The sequence below is a fragment of the Microbulbifer maximicatervae (SeqCode) genome (assembly GCF_052467815.1).
This window is the reverse complement of record NZ_CP174326.1, coordinates 1,066,660-1,084,701: the sequence shown is the minus strand read 5'-3', so window position 1 is coordinate 1,084,701 and position 18,042 is coordinate 1,066,660. Positions and strand designations below refer to the sequence as shown.

15 protein-coding genes and 1 tRNA gene are annotated in these 18,042 nt (G+C 51.8%); 11 read left to right on the top strand and 5 right to left on the bottom strand.

What is annotated here, in order from left to right; genetic code table 11:
• Positions 1 to 95: 95 nt before the first annotated feature.
• A tRNA-Leu gene (locus ACJJIW_RS04700) sits at positions 96 to 182 on the bottom strand.
• 243 nt (positions 183 to 425) lie between these two features.
• Here ACJJIW_RS04700 and rnr point away from each other — a divergent pair.
• From rnr to ACJJIW_RS04685, 3 genes are all read left to right on the top strand, one after another.
• Positions 426 to 3,164, top strand: coding sequence for a ribonuclease R (gene rnr / locus ACJJIW_RS04695; protein ID WP_444936797.1), 2,739 nt, complete (start codon positions 426 to 428; stop codon positions 3,162 to 3,164).
• Between the two features lie 12 nt (positions 3,165 to 3,176).
• Positions 3,177 to 3,932: a 23S rRNA (guanosine(2251)-2'-O)-methyltransferase RlmB gene (gene rlmB / locus ACJJIW_RS04690; RefSeq protein ID WP_444936796.1), complete on the top strand. Its 756-nt coding sequence runs from the start codon at positions 3,177 to 3,179 to the stop codon at positions 3,930 to 3,932.
• Between the two features lie 615 nt (positions 3,933 to 4,547).
• Positions 4,548 to 6,440, top strand: coding sequence for an RCC1 domain-containing protein (locus ACJJIW_RS04685; protein ID WP_444936795.1), 1,893 nt, complete (start codon positions 4,548 to 4,550; stop codon positions 6,438 to 6,440).
• Positions 6,441 to 6,893: 453 nt separating this feature from the next.
• Here the strand turns inward: ACJJIW_RS04685 and ACJJIW_RS04680 are convergent, their stop codons facing one another.
• Together ACJJIW_RS04680 and ACJJIW_RS04675 are read right to left on the bottom strand one after the other, a co-directional pair.
• The gene (locus tag ACJJIW_RS04680; RefSeq protein ID WP_444936794.1) at positions 6,894 to 7,700 is read right to left on the bottom strand and encodes an isocitrate lyase/PEP mutase family protein; all 807 of its coding nucleotides are present in this window, start codon (positions 7,698 to 7,700) and stop codon (positions 6,894 to 6,896) included.
• Between the two features lie 231 nt (positions 7,701 to 7,931).
• A complete protein-coding gene (locus ACJJIW_RS04675; RefSeq protein WP_444936793.1) occupies positions 7,932 to 8,759 on the bottom strand; it encodes an alpha/beta fold hydrolase in 828 nt (275 codons plus the stop codon).
• A gap of 307 nt (positions 8,760 to 9,066) precedes the next feature.
• Between ACJJIW_RS04675 and rpsF the strand changes: the two genes are divergently transcribed.
• The 8 genes from rpsF (at position 9,067) to ACJJIW_RS04635 (ending at position 16,320) form a co-directional block, all read left to right on the top strand.
• A complete protein-coding gene (gene rpsF, locus ACJJIW_RS04670) occupies positions 9,067 to 9,510 on the top strand; it encodes a 30S ribosomal protein S6 (RefSeq protein WP_282930240.1) in 444 nt (147 codons plus the stop codon).
• Positions 9,511 to 9,522: 12 nt separating this feature from the next.
• Complete coding sequence (rpsR, locus tag ACJJIW_RS04665) at positions 9,523 to 9,753, top strand: 30S ribosomal protein S18 (protein WP_108731487.1); 231 nt, start codon at positions 9,523 to 9,525, stop codon at positions 9,751 to 9,753.
• A gap of 43 nt (positions 9,754 to 9,796) precedes the next feature.
• Positions 9,797 to 10,639 (top strand): hypothetical protein, encoded by an 843-nt coding sequence (locus ACJJIW_RS04660; RefSeq protein ID WP_444892616.1) that lies wholly within the window; start codon positions 9,797 to 9,799, stop codon positions 10,637 to 10,639.
• Between the two features lie 36 nt (positions 10,640 to 10,675).
• Positions 10,676 to 11,122 carry a 50S ribosomal protein L9 gene (rplI, locus tag ACJJIW_RS04655; RefSeq protein ID WP_282930238.1) on the top strand — a complete coding sequence of 149 codons (447 nt, stop codon included), beginning with the start codon at positions 10,676 to 10,678 and terminating at the stop codon, positions 11,120 to 11,122.
• A 109-nt stretch (positions 11,123 to 11,231) separates the two neighbouring features.
• The gene (dnaB, locus tag ACJJIW_RS04650) at positions 11,232 to 12,674 is read left to right on the top strand and encodes a replicative DNA helicase (protein WP_282930237.1); all 1,443 of its coding nucleotides are present in this window, start codon (positions 11,232 to 11,234) and stop codon (positions 12,672 to 12,674) included.
• Between the two features lie 576 nt (positions 12,675 to 13,250).
• Positions 13,251 to 13,829, top strand: a complete 579-nt coding sequence (locus ACJJIW_RS04645; protein WP_444936792.1) for a hypothetical protein — start codon at positions 13,251 to 13,253, stop codon at positions 13,827 to 13,829.
• A 664-nt stretch (positions 13,830 to 14,493) separates the two neighbouring features.
• Entirely contained in the window at positions 14,494 to 14,682 is a 189-nt protein-coding gene (gene csrA, locus ACJJIW_RS04640) for a carbon storage regulator CsrA (protein WP_444936791.1), read from the top strand.
• Between the two features lie 552 nt (positions 14,683 to 15,234).
• Complete coding sequence (locus ACJJIW_RS04635) at positions 15,235 to 16,320, top strand: winged helix-turn-helix domain-containing protein (protein ID WP_444936790.1); 1,086 nt, start codon at positions 15,235 to 15,237, stop codon at positions 16,318 to 16,320.
• Here ACJJIW_RS04635 and ACJJIW_RS04630 read toward each other — a convergent pair.
• Both ACJJIW_RS04630 and speB read right to left on the bottom strand, forming a co-directional pair.
• Positions 16,310 to 16,999, bottom strand: a complete 690-nt coding sequence (locus tag ACJJIW_RS04630; RefSeq protein ID WP_444892618.1) for a DUF6515 family protein — start codon at positions 16,997 to 16,999, stop codon at positions 16,310 to 16,312. The two genes, ACJJIW_RS04635 and ACJJIW_RS04630, sit on opposite strands and share 11 nt — an antisense overlap.
• Before the next feature lie 111 nt (positions 17,000 to 17,110).
• Positions 17,111 to 17,983 carry an agmatinase gene (gene speB / locus ACJJIW_RS04625; RefSeq protein WP_444936789.1) on the bottom strand — a complete coding sequence of 291 codons (873 nt, stop codon included), beginning with the start codon at positions 17,981 to 17,983 and terminating at the stop codon, positions 17,111 to 17,113.
• Positions 17,984 to 18,042 lie beyond the last annotated feature (59 nt).

Genomic DNA, 18,042 nt, shown 5'->3' with positions numbered 1-18,042 from the left:
AGGGATTTGAGAAGGAGAGAGCTAAAAGTGAAGGCCGGAAAATTAATCGCCCAAACGAAAAAAGGCCGACTCTTGCGAGTCAGCCTTTTTGGAATTGGTGCCCAGGAGAGGACTTGAACCTCCACGACCGTTAGGTCACTAGCACCTGAAGCTAGCGCGTCTACCAATTCCGCCACCTGGGCAAATCAACGTGTGCTCCGTTGAGGACGCGAACTATAGAGATCTGCCCTCCCTGTGTCAACGACTGCGTTGCGCTTTTTTCAACATTTTTTTATTGGGTCGGGAAAATCGGCGAAATCGCTTATAATGCGTGCAATAGCGGCGAATTATTGACCAGGAATCCACCATCAGCGCCGCCTCTCTTTATGGCCGGATAATCTCCGGAGGTTGCCAACCCTGGCAACTGCCCAACAACGGATGCTGTTTTGACTCAAAAAAATACCTCAGACCCCTTCAATGTTGACCCTCATGCCCAGCGCGAGGCGGAAAAATATGAAAAGCCCGTGCCCAGTCGGGAGTACTTGTTACAAGTCCTTGAGAAGCAGGCGGAACCTGTGCCCTGGGAAGCGGTGGCCGATTTACTGGAAATAACTGATGAGGATCGCCGCGAAGGGGTGCGGCGCCGTTTGATCGCCATGTCCCGGGATGGGCAGATTGCCAGCAACCGCGCCGGTGATTTTGGTGTTTTAGATAAAATGAGCCTGATACGCGGCCGGGTTATGGGGCACCGGGACGGTTTTGGTTTTGTTATCCCCAGTGATGGCGGCACCGATCTTTTTTTATCCCACCGACAGATGCGCAAAGTCTTTGATGGTGACGAAGTATTAGTGCGGGAAACGCCCGGAGGTTTTCGCGGTAAACGCGAGGGCGCTGTTGTCAGGGTGATCAAGCACAATACCGAGCAGCTGGCTGGGCGCCTGTACCGGGAAAACGGTATTTGTTTTGTGCGCCCGGACAATCCTCGTATTAACCTGGATATTATGGTGGCCTCTGAGGATACCGCCGGAGCTGATCACGGCCAGTATGTCGTAGTAAAAATTGTTACCCAACCGGGCCGGGATAAAGTGCCGCAAGGTGAGGTCAGCGAAATTCTCGGTGATCACCTTGCCCCGGGTATGGAGATTGATGTTGCGATTCGCAACTACGGAATTCCTCACACCTGGCCCAGTGCACTGACGGCCGAGGTCAATGAAATTGCCGATGAAGTGCTTGAGGACCACAAGAAATCCCGGGTGGATCTTCGCCAGTTACCACTGGTTACTATCGATGGTGAAGATGCGCGGGATTTTGATGATGCGGTCTACTGTGAACTTTTACCCGATGGCAATTGGAAATTGCTGGTAGCCATTGCCGATGTTTCCCACTATGTACGCCCGGGTAGTGCGTTGGATGAGGAAGCGCACGGCCGTGGAAACTCGGTTTATTTTCCGGATTTCGTTGTACCCATGCTGCCGGAGAAATTGTCCAACGGCCTTTGCTCCCTGAACCCCGATGTCGATCGGCTGTGTATGGTGTGCGAAATGCACATCAATCGAAGCGGTGAAATTCAGGATTACCGTTTCTTTGAGGCGGTTATGCGCAGCCACGCGCGCCTGACTTATACCCAGGTAGGGCAAATACTCGATGAGCGGGATAACCGCGATAGTGGTGCCCGCAAGCAATTTGCGACTCTTACCCCACACTTGGATAACCTGCACGATCTTTACCTGGCGTTGCGCGAAGCGCGGGAACGCCGGGGTGCTATTGATTTTGAAACGACTGAGACCCGGATAATATTTGACGCCCAGCGAAAAATTGAGCGAATTATTCCGGTGGTGCGCAACGATGCTCACAAGCTGATCGAAGAGTGTATGCTCGCGGCCAATGTCTGCGCTGCGAGTCTGATGGAGCTATCGGAACTGCCCGCACTCTACCGGGTACACGATGCACCCAAAGAGGAAAAGCTCAGTAATTTGCGCGAGTACCTGGGTGAATTGGGGCTGCGCCTTCCCGGTGGTGGTGAGCCACAGCCCAAAGATTTCCAGGACCTGATGGAGCAGATCGAGGGCCGTGCAGATGCGCATATTATTCAGGTGATGCTGCTGCGCTCTATGAACCAGGCAGTTTACCAGCCGGAGAATCGCGGACACTTCGGTTTGGATTACCCGGCCTATGCCCATTTCACCTCCCCGATTCGCCGCTACCCGGATTTGCTCCTGCACCGGGCGCTGCGCTGGTTGATACGCAATGGCAGCGCCAACCAAGCTGCGGTGGCAAAAAAAGTTCACTCTGTGCCCGGCGCCAAACCGATTGCTCGTGAGCAGATTTTGCCCTACGACATGCCGGCCATGTTGCAACTTGGGGAGCAGTGTTCCCTGACAGAGCGGCGAGCCGACGATGCGACTCGGGATGTGCTCAGCTGGCTTAAATGTGAATACCTGCAGGATCATGTGGGCGAAACCTATTCCGGCGTTATCAGTGCGGTCACAGGCTTTGGATTATTTGTGGAGTTGGATGATCTCTACGTGGAGGGACTGATTCATGTCACCGCCCTACCCAAAGACTATTACCGCTTTGAGCAGGCGCACCAGCGTCTTATCGGGGAGCGCAGTGGCAAACGTTACCATTTGGGCGACTCTGTCACCGTGCAGGTTGCACGGGTGGATCTCGAAGAGCGCAAGGTGGATTTCACCTTGAATGAACTGGTCCCACGCGCCAAGCGTGAGTCGAAGAAAAAGAAAGAGAGTACGCGGGTGAGTGCCCGCGCTATGGAAATGGCAGTAGAACATCAATTAGAACGCGAGCGCCGGGGCCGCGATAAAAAAGAAAAACCCAGCAATACCAGTGCTAACCCCTGGGCCAAGCATACCGAGACAACAGCTAAGTCCTCGCCTTTCCGCAAGCGCAAGGTGGGCTCAGATGAGGCTGTGCCAGTAGAGGCCAGAGTTGAAGCCCCTGTAGCAAAACCGGAAAAAGAGCCGCTCAATAGGCGAGGTGAAGGCGGGCAAGGCGAAGATGCCCAGCCCAAACGCAAGATTAAAAAGCGTACCCCGACACGCAAGGGCGGAAAGCGGCCTGCAGTGGCTGCCCGTAAAGCCGCGCAAAAGGCTGAAAACGCCAAAACCCGTTCGGGTAAACTAAAAAAGAAGAAAAAGATTTCTTCTAGCAGTAAAAAGAAAAAGTGATCGAGGAATAAATTGAGTCAGGAAGTTATTTATGGCCTGCACGCAGTGCAGGCCCTCCTAAAAGGTTCTCCGCAGAATGTATCGGAGCTTCTGTTACTGCGTGGCCGCAAGGATCAGCGCCTGCAAAAAATAATCCAGCAGGCGGAAAAAAATGATATTGCCGTGCGCTTTATTGACCGGCGAGCGCTGGATGAAAAAGTTGAGGATGGCGCTAATCACCAGGGTGTTGTTGCTATCTGTTCTGGCAAAACAAAAGTTCACGATGAAAAATTCCTGTTCGACCTGCTAAAACAACTGGATCAGCGCGGCGAAGCGCCTTTCTTGTTGGTGCTGGATGGCGTGACTGACCCCCACAACCTGGGTGCCTGCCTGCGCTCGGCAGAGGCTGCCGGAGTACATGCGGTGATTGCGCCGAAAGATAAATCCGCCGGACTGACACCAACAGCCCGCAAAGTGGCCTGCGGCGCTGCCGAAGTATTGCCCTTTGTTACCGTGACTAACTTGGCTCGCGCACTGCAGCAGCTGCAACAGGCGGGAGTGTGGATATATGGCGCAGCCGGTGAGGCGACACAGGATGTATACCAAAGCCAATTGACCGGCCCCCTGGCACTGGTTATGGGTGCCGAGGGCAGCGGCTTGAGACGCTTGACCCGGGAACACTGCGATCACCTGATTAAAATTCCTATGGCGGGAGAGGTCAGCAGCTTAAATGTTTCTGTTGCCACGGGTGTTTGCCTGTTTGAGGCTGTGCGTCAGCGCAACGGCTAAGTAGCCTGTATGAGATGTGCGGACTGAGGAAAGTTTATGGGGCCTCTGAAAGCCAGAGGCCTTACCGAACTATTCAGAGACTCGTTTACAAAACTTATACCTTGACTTCATTAACGTAACCATAGGTTAGCGGCAGTTGCCGTGCTTTACGGATATACTTAGCGGTTTTAGATTCGCCATGGTTATATTTTTTGATAAATAATAATCGGCGGATTGCCAGTTTTATACAGCGATATTGTTTTCGTGAAATTCCTCTTGGGGAAGGCGGAGTTTAATTTTTAAATGCCCGTATTTAATTATCTCTAATTTACCGCAGCTTAAGCTTTCCAATAAAAATATAGATCTAAATGCAGGTTAAAAAATTGTTTTTTAATCGCAATAGTAAGTGGAAACCTCCAGGGTATTGGGGTTGAGTGCCTTAAGTGGTACTCCTGTATCTGTATATCTTGTTCGTATTTATTCAAATATAAAGGTAGGGCTTTATCCTTTAATGTTTTGATTTTTATGATGCTTATATAGTTGGAGTGAGTCGAAATATTTGCAATTCGAAAGCCATTTTAATTGCTATATGGCACTTGGCTTTTTATTATGACGGCTTTATTGGAGGGGGTTTATATGAATGGAATTAAAGGCCAATATCAGTCTTGGCATTTGCACATTTTGCACATTTTACGCCTGGGAATACTAACGCTCACGGTTGGTCTACTCAGTGCTTGTGGTGGTGGCGGAAGCAGTAGTGGCGGTAACGGCACCACAGAAACCGTTACATTGGAAAGTATTGGGCTGGAACAAGATAGCTCGAATGAATACCAGTATTTTTTAACGGCTTACTACAGTGATGACTCTTCCGTTGATGTTACGGGTGATGCGGATTGGTCCGTGAGTGACACTGACCTGGCAACGGTGGATGCCGGGCTGCTCACCCCGCTACATAGTGGGTCATTTACTCTGTATGCCTCCTATGAAGGGGTGGATACTGAGGTGGATGTTGAGTTGGCCCCTATCCTTGAAAGCGTACAGCTGGACAGGGATACCTCAAATTTTGATCAATATTATCTCACCGCTTACTATGACGATGACTCCTCAGAAGATGTTACAGAAGAAGCGGAGTGGTCGATAAGCGATACCAACTTGGCGACGGTAGAGGCTGGCCTTATCACCGCACTGGAGAGTGGCTCAGCTACCTTGACCGCCTCCTTTAGCGGTGAAACGGCGGATATGGAAATTGAACACCTTGTCTATGTGCGTGAAATTTTTTCGTCCCGGTATAAGTTTGCGGCATTAAAAAATAATGGCTCGGTTGTGTCATGGCCCGATGATGAAGATGATGATTATGTCAGCTTTAGTGAGGTTAGTGGCAACTTAACCGGAGATGTTATTGAGATTTTTTCTGCGAATTCTGCTTTCGCGGCATTAAAATCTGATGGTTCTGTTGTTACCTGGGGAGTTGCTGATTATGGTGGAGACAGCAGCTCTGTGAGTGCGGACCTAGCTGATAATGTTGTTAATATTTATTCATCAGAATATGCATTTGCAGCGCTGAAATCCGATGGTTCCGTAATAACCTGGGGAAGCGCAACTGTCGGTGGCGATAGCAGTGACGTTAGCACGGAAATCTCCAGTGATGTAGTGGCTATTGTCTCAAGCAAAGATGCTTTTGCTGCACTGAAATCTGATGGTTCTGTAGTGACCTGGGGAGACGAAGATGAAGGTGGTGATAGCACCGACGTTAGTGCAGAAATCTCCAGTGATGTAGTGACTGTCTTTCCGAATAGATATGCTTTTGCCGCACTTAAGTCAGATGGCTCTGTTGTAACCTGGGGGGACGAGGATCTCGGTGGTGATAGCAGTGCCGTTAGCGCGGAACTCTCCAGTGAAGTCGAAACTATCTTTGCATCGGAAGTTTCCTTTGCCGCACTTAAGTCAGATGGTTCGGTCGTTACCTGGGGTGCATCTGGCTATGGTGGCGATAGCAGTACTGTGAGCACAGAACTCTCCAGCGGTGTTGTTGATGTATTTGCAACTGCCGGAGCTATAGCAGCCCTTAAATCAGATGGCTCGGTGGTTACCTGGGGTGGTTCTGGCTATGGTGGCGATAGTAGTGAAGTGAGTGATCAGATTGCGAGCGATGTCGAAACTCTCTTTACTGCTAATTATGCTTATGCCGCTTTAAAATCAGATGGTTCGGTCGTTACCTGGGGTTCTTCTGACCGGGGTGGCGATAGCAGCGAGGTTAGTGCTGAGTTAACTGGAGATGTGGCAATGATTTATCCCTATAGTGGTGCGAGTAATGTGGGTTTTGCCGCGCTAAAAGCTGATGGATCGGTAATTAGTTGGGGGCTCAGTGACTATACTGATACTAGCAGTGTCAGTGATCAATTAGAGAGTGGGGTGTTGGAGGTTTTTACCAATTATTCATCCTTTGCAGCAATAAAAGATGACAAGTCTGTGGTGACTTGGGGCGATGAAACAGGGGCTGGCGACAGCAGTGAGATTGATTTCTATTAAATAGAAATTATATTGCTGGAATTGGGAGCGGTTTACTGACTTCTGATGGTAATGCTGCCGGTTGATCTGGTGGATATTACAGACTGGTATGCCTTAAGCCGACAATCAGGTAGCTATTGATTGTCGGCTTGCCAAGATAAATATATTAGCTGTCTAGCATCCATCTGCTTTGCTAAATATACCTCGTACAAATAATATTTTATTTGCAGCTCAAAAGATTACTTCATATTTTTAGTGGGGTATCCCGGTAATAGCTATTTGCGTGGCAGCAGTTTTCTGATGGATCTTTTATTGGGATTTCTGTTCCAGTCCGCTATTAGAATCATATACCCCCAATATTTTCTTCTGACCCTTTCTTATTTTATCTTTTTGTTTTGTGCAGAAGGTTAGCTAAAGAATCCCCGTAAATAGCTAAAAGCCATAAACTGATATACCCTGGCTATAAGCTTCTCTCTAAATACTCTCAACAAATGCAGAATTCAATGTACCGTAGTCCAGCGCATTGCCAAACAAACCGTTATCACTTTTAACCACTGTCAGCGGCTTTAATGATTCGCTTAAGTGCCCGTAGACAGACTGGAATAAAGCCGGTCCGGTACTAAAACGTTTTATACCTGCGGCAGAAAAATCCGATAGAGGGGCCATATCCGGAAGCAGCATAATATTGATTGGCAGGTCGATACCCGCTGCCAAACTCCTTGCCTCCTCAATGGAAGAGAGCCCAGGCACAAAGCCGCAGTCAGCACCGGCACTCTGATAAAGCTCTAACCTCTCTGCACACATATTTACCGCTTTATCACCGCTGGCGAGTGCATTGAGATAAACATCGGTACGGGCATTAATAAAAAGCGGGCGGCCGTTAAGCGCTTGGCGAATAGCGCTGATTTTTTCGCCAAGAGATTCGGGGGTGTCATTACCATCTTCAATATTGATGCCTGCAACGCCCAGCGCAACCATGTTACAGGCCAGCTCAGCTACCTGTTTGGGATTTTGGGAATATCCACCTTCAATATCCACACTCAGAGGTAAAGAGGTTACCCGGGCAATTCGTGCGATAGCGCTTAAGTGTTCCTCAACTGGCAGGGTACCGCCGTCGGCATAACCCAGCGACCAGGCGACGGCGGCACTGCTGGTGCCCACTGCTTGGGCGCCTGTGTTTTGGCAGATTAATGCGCTGGCGGCATCCCACGCATTTGGCAGGATCAATGGGGAATCAGTTTGGTGCAACTTGGTGAAGGTATTGAATGGGCTGTTGTTCATGGGGATAACCTACTTGAGCGATGTCGTTTGAGTGGTGAATTTACCGCTCAAGAGATTGGTTCACTGGCCACAATCGGAACTGAACCGTGAAAACTGGGAAAGCAATTAAGGTTGTTGGTTGCGATGTGGGAGAGGGGGGAGCAGACAAGTGTTATTAATGCATGGCCGAGAAAGCTGTGAATTACTTTCTTAGCCATGCAGGAAAGAGACAGAAAAAGGAAAAAGGGAAAATCAGTTGAGAGCGGGATCTTTATGCAGCCACTGCTGCACCGCCTCAACTACGGGGGCGGGATTCTTGATCCAGCTGAGGTGAGGATTGCCTTTGGGGTAGGTCGGTTGCATCTCCCGGGTTTCACCGCCGACGATTGCCGCTAATTTGCGGGCGGCCTGAATAGGGGCGAAGGGGTCGCCGTCCAGCGCAATATGCAGGGTGGGCTGGCTTGTCTTTTCCATTTGCCCAAAGCGATCCTCCGGTGCAAAGCGACCGCTAAATATGGAGCGGGCCCAGTCTTTCATCAGCCTGCGCGCTTCGCGCCAGCCGAATCCCATGCGCGCACCGGGGAAATAACCCAGCAGGCTTGAGGTCACACTGGCAATTGAGGCGAAGAGCAGGATGGCGTACTTGTGCAGGCCACTCCAGCTGCGGTGGTCCACATGGCCGGAGGCGATACTGACAACCTTGGCGTTACCGGTGAGGCCGGCGCGGGCCGCCAGGGTACTGGTTTGGCCGCCGATACTGTGGCCGAGAATCAGCGCTGGCCCCTGGGGGAATTGCTGTTCCAGCAGTTGGATTAACTGCGGGATAAATGAAAACACCAGATCGTTGTAACCGTAGTCGGCATTTCGGTGCGGGCGCGGTAGGCTCTCCCCGGTGCCGGGCAGTTCGCTGATAGCGGTGCTGTAACCGAGCTTTTGCAATTCTTCCAAGAGCAGGCGGTAGCGGTTGGCCGGTACGCCCATCGCGGGAAGTACCAATACCAGGGGGCCTTCGCCGTTGTGTACTGTGGTTACTGGTACCTGGAAGGCGCCAAATTCTAATTGGTGGGTTTGTTGGGGCATGGTACTTCTCCCGTTAGCAGTCCGGCATCATAGGCGAAGCCAGCTTGCCAAACCCATGACCAGACCGCGCAGTGCTGTGTCCCAATCCGCCAAATCAGGGAAATCAAAAAGGTGGCAGGGTGGTCATCTTGATCAACTTGCAACTGGGTGGGCGAAGGCACTGGGCTTGAATTAATTGATCAACTTGCAACCAATCCCACAACTGCCTAGAATACGCCGCCCGCAATGGGCCCGGTTTATCCGTGCCCGTTGTACTCCTTGCCTCATCGGACTGTCCGAGAGGCTGATTAACCCGTAAGGAGCTAAAATGCGTCATTACGAAATTGTATTCCTGGTTCACCCGGACCAGAGCGAGCAGGTACCTGGCATGGTGGAGCGCTACACTGCGTCCATCAAGGAGAGCGGTGGGCAGGTTCACCGTCTGGAAGACTGGGGCCGTCGCCGTCTGGCTTACCCGATCAACAAGATCCACAAGGCTCACTACATTCTGATGAACGTAGAATGTTCTGAAGAAGCCCTTGAGGAACTGACTACCAACTTCCGTTACAACGATGCGGTTATCCGTAATCTGGTAATTCGTGAAGACGAGGCGATCACTGAAGAGAGCCCGATCATGAAAGCGGAAAAAGAAAGCCGTGAGCGCAAAGCTGCCCGTGCAGAGCGCACCGAGCGTCGCGAGCGCGCCGGAGAAGAGAAAGCTTCTTCCGACGCTGCAGAAGCTTCTTCCGATAACGCTGAAAGCGAAGAGTAAGGGGATTATCAGATGGCACGTTTTTTCCGTCGTCGCAAGTTCTGCCGTTTCACCGCTGAAGGTGTTAAGCGTATCGACTACAAAGATCTCGATACCCTGAAAGCCTACATCTCCGAGACTGGCAAAATTGTTCCTAGCCGTATTACCGGTACCAAAGCCAAGTATCAGCGTCAGCTGGCCTCTGCGGTCAAGCGCGCTCGCTACCTGGCCCTGCTGCCGTACACGGACAGCCACGAAGCCTAAGCCGCAGTTTGCTTAGACTCATTAATAGAGAAGCTATCTAGATATGCGCGCCGTAGCTGAATTTATTATGCGCGGACGCGTCAGGGCGGTAATCCTCACCATGTTGGGGATTCCGCTGATAAGCCCGGCAATTCTCGCTCTGGTGAGTTTGCGTCGAGGCGGCAGTGACGGCCTGATGGTTTTGGCCTGGGCTCTGTTGCCGATTGTCGTTATGGGTATGAGTGGTCATGTACCACCACTGGTGACTGGTATATCCGCAGGCCATTTTGTTGCAGTTTTTTGCGGCGCCATGGCATTGCGCAGCAGTCGCTCCTGGGCCACTGGCCTGGTGGCTGTAACGGCGGTATCGGCAGCAGGCATATTGCTGACCTCTCTCTTCAGTGGAGGACTGATGCAAGGGTTCTTGCAGGCAGTCGAGAATGCAGCGGAACAGCCCAATACTGTTCCAATGGATGAACTGAAGCAGATATTTGCGGGTGAATTGCAAATTACCGGTTACCTGAGCCTGATTTCGGCGATAAGTGCCACATTGGCTCTGGTACTGGGGCGTTACTGGCAGGCCCTGCTGTACAACCCCGGCGGTTTCCGCCAGGAGTTCCACCAGCTGCGCCTGCCCCTGTGGCTGTCAGCGACAAGCATGTTGTTGTGGGTAGTCAGCTTGGTAACCCCAGGCTACGCATTTTGGGGAGCGGTGATTGCGTTCCCGATGGTGGTAGCTGGTATTGCCCTGGTCCACTGGTTGGTTGCCAGTCGCGGTTGGGGGGTAGGTCCCCTGGTGGCGATGTACATCATGCTGGTGATTGGAGGGCTGCCCCTGGCGGGCTTCCTCTGCGGCCTGGCCCTGGTAGATAGCTGGATAGATATTCGCGGACGCTCTTCCAAATAAGCGCGCCCGCACAATACAGAAATTGAGGAAACCGAGATGGAAGTTATTCTGCTCGATAAAGTAGGCAAACTGGGCAACGTGGGTGACCGCGTTGATGTTAAAGCCGGTTTTGGCCGCAATTTCCTGCTGCCGACTGGTAAGGCAATTGCTGCTACCGCCGCTAACATTGCTGAGTTCGAAGCTAAGCGCGCTGAACTGGAAGCCGCTGCTGCCGCTAAGCTGGCTGAAGCTGAGAGCCGCGCTACCAAGCTGGCCGACCTGGTTGTTACCATCGCTGCTAACGCTGGCGACGAAGGCAAGCTGTTCGGTTCTATCGGCACTCGCGACATCGCTGAAGCGATCTCTGCTGGTGGCGTTGAAGTAGCTAAAGCTGAAGTTAAGCTGCCGGAAGGCGCGCTGCGCGAAGTGGGCGAGTACGACGTAGACGTACAGCTGCACTCCGACGTAATTGCTGCAGTTAAAGTCGTTATCGAAGCCGAGTAAGGTTTTGTTGACGAACGGTTGGTGCTTCGGGCGCCAGCCGCGCTACAATCGGGCGCTGCACCCTATCGGGTCCAGCGCCTGTTTTGTTTTTACTATCCAGTAAAGTTCCATGATCGACGAATACGCCGCCCCTGAAGAAGAGATCCACAGCGAAGAGAGTTCACCCCTGCCGCATTCGGTAGAGGCGGAGCAGTCTGTGCTCGGCGGCCTGATGCTGGACCCGGGCCGTATTGATGCCGTTGCCGAACAGCTGAGTGAAGAGGATTTCTTCAGCGCCAGTCACCGCAAGATCTTTGCGGTTATGGGTGAGCTGAGTAATGGCGAACAGCCCCTGGATATCGTTACCCTCGCCGAAGGCCTCGCCAGCCGCGACCTACTCGGTGAAGTGGGTGGCCCTGCCTACCTGGCGGAATTGGCCGAAAACACTCCCTCCGCAGCGAATATCGTCGCCTACGCCAAGATCGTGCGTGAGCGCTCCATGCTGCGCCAGCTGATCGCCGCTGCCGGTGAGATCAGCCGCACCAGTTTTAATCCCGGCGGCCTTGCCTCCGCCGACCTGCTGCAGATGGCCGAGCGCCGCGTGGCGGAAATCGCCGAGGGGCGCGCCAAAGAGGGCGGCTTTGTCGGCGTGGATACGCTGCTGAAAAAGACTGTCGAGCGCATCGATGAGCTGTTCAAGACCGAGGGTGATATCACCGGTATCAGCACCGGTCTTACCGAATTGGACCAGCGCACCTCCGGCTGGCAGCCGGGCGAACTGGTTATTCTCGCCGCGCGTCCCTCCATGGGTAAGACCGCACTGGCATTGAACTTTATCGAGAGCGCCATGCTCTGCCAGGAGAGCCCGACTCTGGTCTTCAGTATGGAGATGCCCTCGGACAGCCTGGTGATGCGGATGTTGTCCTCTATTGGTCGTATCGACCAGGGGCGCATCAGGAACGGCAAGCTGCAGGAAGAGGATTGGCCCAAGCTATCCAGCGCCGTGCAGAAGATGAAAGGCAAGTCCCTGTATATCGACGATACGCCGGCACTAAGTCCCAGCGAGGTGCGCGCCCGTACCAAGCGCACGGTGCGCGATCACATCAACAAATTGATGCGCGAGAATCCCAAGTTAAGCCGCGAAGACGCCGAGGCCAAGAGTATGCCCGCCATGATTATGGTGGACTACTTGCAGCTGATGCAGGTGAAGGGGTCTACCGAGGGCCGCACCCAGGAGATCTCCGAGATCTCCCGCTCTCTCAAGGCGCTGGCGAAAGAATACGAGTGCCCGGTGATTGCCCTGTCGCAGCTTAACCGGGGAGTAGAGCAGCGCCCCAACAAACGGCCGATGAACTCGGACCTGCGGGAATCCGGGGCGATCGAGCAGGACGCTGACGTGATCCTGTTTATCTACCGCGATGAATACTATAACGAGGACAGCCCGGATAAAGGGATGGCCGAGTTGATTATCGGCAAGCAGCGTAACGGTGAGATCGGCACCTGCCGCGCAGCCTTTGTGGGCAAATACACTCGCTTCGATAATCTGGCGCCGGAATACTACCAGGGCGAATAAGCCTTTCTGCTAGGTTTGCGGCTGTCGAATATCCGAACCTAGGGGAGCCACCTCTTGTTATGCGAAAAAAAAGATTGGTGCTAAAACGCTAATTTATCCATAGCTCCTGGACTGAAGGGCTGCTGGGGTTGGTGCAACACCTGGGGCCCCTCCAACGAATTACCCGGGTCCACCACCAGCTCTACCATTGCCTCCCTTTGCCGCGAGTCCCACCCGGCTGAAAGGGAGCAGTGCCGCTAAATTAAGTCTATGGATGCCCAAGATTGTTCTGCGCGTTACTGGATTAAGGGGGATGGGCGTTCAGCGTAGTACTCTGCGTATTCTTTTTCTTCAGGAAATCTATAAATAATCATAGGTAAGAAATAGCCTCCCTTTTTAAGGCCGTTTCCTGGTCAATCCCTGACCGCCCCATCCACAATCCATTATATGGATATAATTATGAAGCAGGGGTCGTTGTGAATATGGAACTCACATTAGTTGATGGTTTTTTTTAAGAGCTTTAAAGGATTTAAAGCTAAAAGGCAGTGGATATCCAAGGGAGATTTTAGAGCCTGAGAATATAGATTGGAACAGGGTATGAAACAGATTTATAGGTTAACTACCAATCCTGCAATATACAAGGAGATACCCCTTGATGTGGAGGATATTGCTGATCAACTAAATGCTGATGATCATATTATGGATTTTGTCTATATGGGGATAAAGGAAAAGAAGCTAGCTGGCTATTGGGGGCCAATAAAAACAGTTTTCCAGTCTTCACCAGCATTTCCTGAGGCAGTTAAGATCCCCAGTATTTGTATCTGGTCGGGACCCAACCTTGTTTTTTCAGAGAGGGCGCATGCTGTCTTTCGCCTGATGCTGGATGACTATGGTGAATTTCTTCCTTTAAATGTTTCAGGGGATAACTATTACTTATTTAATAACCTGACTGATTTGAGTCCAGATTTATCGCGTAGTTTCTATAGCGAGCCAGACACACAGACTATTAAATCGTTAGTATTTGGTGAAGAGGCCAGGGAAAAGCTATTATTCAGGAGCTATTGGGAAGGGTGTTCAGTTTGCTTTTGCAATGAAAAATTCAAAAATCTTTGCGAAGAATTCGATCTGGAAGGCTTGAGCTTTAGTACAGCTCTTCTTTCTGCCAATTCAAAATAGTCTCGCCTTATCAATATAGCTTAAGAGCTCGGGAGCGGCCTGCCATGGAGCATCAATAAATAATTTATATACTATCTTACGGCTGTTTTTAAAAGCTCGTTCTTATATTTCTAATTTTCAATTTTGTAGTGAGATAAATTTTTATAGTTGCACATGAAAAATTGGCACAAAAATTATCTTATTGGATTTTATTAAGTTTGTTTTAGTATCAAAGCTGCGTAGAATCGATAGATATTTATCGGTATTTTGGCTGTGATTTAGTGGCTTTCTGAAGGCCGGTAGCCAAAGGGATTCGAGAGAATCAAGACATCCAAGAATTTTCTCAACAACCATCCTCTTAAAGGAGAACGGTAGTGTGATGTAAGAGTAAGTAAAAGGCGCTGACCCAAGGTGGGCGAACACCAGGGGCCAGCTGACCAAATTGATAGAGAAAGTATCAAGATGGCTATATGCATAGTACGCTAGAAACCCGCTCGTCTTCAATAAAGTGGAGAACATTCAGCGGCTTGGAGCGATTCCCCAAGCTCTGGGAGCGTAGTGCCTGCCTTTTCTTCTTCTTCGCCTACCGTTCCCGCGCACCACCCCGTATTTCTCCAAAACGTTATTTTTTGGCCTTCCATTACGGAGGGGCTACCCATGATTTGAGTATCAGTAGGCAATAACTATGTTGATCTTAAAGCGCCGTACAGGTGAAAACTTAAGGATAGGGAGTAATGTGTCAGTCACCGTATTGGAAGTTAAGGGTAATCAGGTGAAGATAGGAATACGTGCTCCAAAATCCTTACCCGTGCACCGTGAAGAAATATATATACGTGTCCGAAAGGAAGTAACACAGAGGAATGGAAGTCGTTGAGAGTCTAGATGTGGCTATGGACTGCCTGGCACAGCGGTAAGTTTAATCTACAGTTTTCGTGCAGCCCACGGCACAAAAGGTAATGGTTTGACTCATCCGCTGCTGCCACTTTCTTTTCACTTCTGGTTATATTTACTAAAAAGGGAGAAGGAAATAATACACTGCGCTCGGGACCCTATGAGGCATGGATGCCGATTAGGAGCTTACAGGGATGTATTCACAGCGTGTCTCGAGTGAAGTGTATTCTTTCCTTCCTCCCCAGTAGTAATTTCTTCAAATATGTTGAAAGCATGGGCATCTGAATTCGGGATATATATAGGTTTATCGATTTGTTTTAAATCAGGAAATTTCTGCACACCTCCGTGATGTCTCTGCAAGCCCTAAAGTGCAGTTCTTGCAAAGGGCTAGCCATTTGCGGCGAGTTGCGCCTAACATCGGTAGCCTGCAATACCCGCAGGGATATTGCGGAGTTATTCAGGGGCTCTTTAATTTATACCTTGAGAGTTTTAGAGCATTTACTGTTCATCGGTAAAGGGGAACCGCACTTTGCTAATGGAGCAAAAGATCCGCGCACTGGTGCTGCAGCGCCAATTTATCCACAACCCTTGGAGCGATGGGCTGTCGCAGTTGTTACAACATCTGGGGGCCCTGCAGTTGGATGCCATTCAGCGAATTACCCGGGCCCACCACCACCAGCTCTACAATCGCCTGCCCCGCTACCGCGAGACACACCTGGCTGAAGCGGAGCAACGTCGCGAAATATTCGAGTATTGGTCCCACGCCGCCGCCTATCTGCCAATGGCCCATTACCACTATGCACGGGTGCGTATGGATCGTATCCGCGCGGGTCAGCGCCACTGGTTTGAGAAGAATGCCAAGTTGTGCCGCTATGTTCTCGATCGTGTGCGAGAGGAGGGCGCGCTGAGGGCCAGCGATTTTGTGCGCACCAAGAGTGGATGGTGGGAGTGGTCCGATGAGAAGAAAGCCCTGGAGCAGTTGTTTCATGAAGGTGAGCTGATGGTCAGCCACCGGGAGGGCTTTCAAAAAGTCTTTGATCTCCCGGAGCGGATACTGCCGGCAAATATCCCGACCAATGCCGCCTCGGAAATTGAGTACGGCAGCCATCTGGTGCGCACTTTTCTGGGGTGCCAGGGGATTGGCCGAGCGGAGGAAATTGCTTACTTGCGCCGGGAAGACAAACCCCTTATCCAGCTGGCAATTAAGCGTATGCTGGCAACCGGCGAACTCACGCAGTGGGGAAAAGAGCTGATGCTCACTGAGCACCTGGACTGGGAGCCGGTACGACCATCTCGCAAAGTGCGCCTGTTATCCCCATTTGATCCGCTGATATTGCAGCGCAAACGCCTGCGCCGGTTGTTTGATTTTGAATATCAATTGGAGTGCTATGTGCCGGCGGCCAAGCGCCGCTATGGCTATTTTTGCCTACCGATTTTATATGGCGACCAATTCGTGGGGCAGGTGGACTTGAAGGCTGATCGGGATGCGGGTGTATTGAGGGTAGAGGCCCTGCACTGGAATAAGAAACCCGGTGTCTCGCTAGAGGCGAGCTACCACCGGGCTCTGGGGCAGTTTGCCCGTTTTCACGGGCTGCAAAGCGAAGCCGCGCTTACAGCTTGACGACTACGTAGACCTCCTGGCCATCGCGCTGGGTCGGCATAAAGTAATTGCCGCCATAGCGGTAGTACTGGATGCCATTGATAATTTCAGCGGCGTAGCCTTTGGGTAAGGTTTCCACCACTTGTCCGGGCTGGAAGCCCTGGGGGCCAGGGTCCGGGGTTGCAGGCACAGTAGCGGGAGCTGCTGCCGTTGCAACGGGGACTGCTACAGCCGGCGCTGGCGCAGGAACAACGGCCACGGGTGCTGGAGCTACAGCCACTGCGGGTGGTGCTACCACAACATAAGTGCGCGTAGCCGGGTGCCATTGATAATAGGCATCGGCGTACTGGTAATAAGTAATTCCGCCTACTTGGACTCTCACAGCACTAGTTGGCAGGGTGACTACCGAGGCGCCCAGGGGGGCAGCGACAACCACATAACCACGAGGGCCGTGGCGGTAGAAATGTCCGCCATGGTAGTAAAAGGGGCGTCCGCCGACTGCGACACGCACATGGCCCACAGGTAGAACGGGTGCAATGAATCCGATCGAAATACGTGGTCCGCGATAACCTCCACCACGGTGGTGGTGGCGATGATCTCCCCCGCGCTCATAACCGCGCGCATCGGCGGGTGGGCTAAAGGCAAAAGCGGCCAGTGCCAGGAACGCACTGGCGCCAATTACGACATTCAGTTTATTCACAGTCTCTCCAGCGAAGTGATTACTCACATTTGACATACTAACTCTTAAACTGACATTAAAGACAGGTTAATTGGTTAAGAATTGTCAAAGTGCCGGAGCCTGGAGCTGCAGTCAGCGGTTGCGCTGGATGATTCCCATCAATTTGTACATCAGTTGTGCGGCGGCAAAGTCATAGGCGTGAAAGCCCTCGATCGGCGCAAATTCCAGCAGATCGAAGCCAATTATCTCTCTTTGTCGCGCAACAGATTCGAATAAGTTGAGGGTCTGGTACCAGCCGAGACCGCCGGGTACCGGGGTGCCGGTGGAAGGGAAGACCGATGGGTCCATACCGTCCACATCCAGGGTAAAGAAGACTTTCTTGGGGAAATTCTCCGGTAACTGGAATTCCTGCACGTTGTTGGGCACCAGTTGGTGGGCATCCAGGTAGCCTACGTTGTGGTCCTTGCGGGCCTGTACTTCCTCTTCGCAATAGGCGCGGATTCCCAGCTGGAACAAGGGAACACCGGCTTCTACCACTAGACGCATCACGCTGGCGTGGCTGTGTTTGTGACCTTCATAGCGATCGCGCAGGTCGGCGTGGGCATCGATTTGCACTACGCCAAAGTCTGTTTCACCGGCGTCCAGTAGCCCCTTGATAATGCCCCAGGTCACGGAGTGTTCGCCGCCGATACCCACCGGCATCTTGCCCAGTGCCAATACCTCTTTGGTGGCTGCCGCGATATTGTCCATCACCTGTTCTGCGGGGCCGGAAACCGAGACCGGTGAGCGGGTGTAAATGCCCAGATCGCAGGGATTGGAGAAATTGTCGAAAGTCTCCAGCTGCCAGGAGGCTTCCAGAATGGAAGCTGGGCCCTTGCCGGTGCCGCCGCCGTAGGAGACGGTCTCTTCATAGGGGATGGGGATAATGTGAAAGAGGGCGTCTTCCGGCTTCGGCTGCTCGATCTCGGAGCCGAGAAAAATGGGGTATTCGTTTTCTGACAACATCTACTGGTCCTCTGGCGGAGGCAAGAACTCATTGCCTGCCGCATCTATCTCTATCGGCA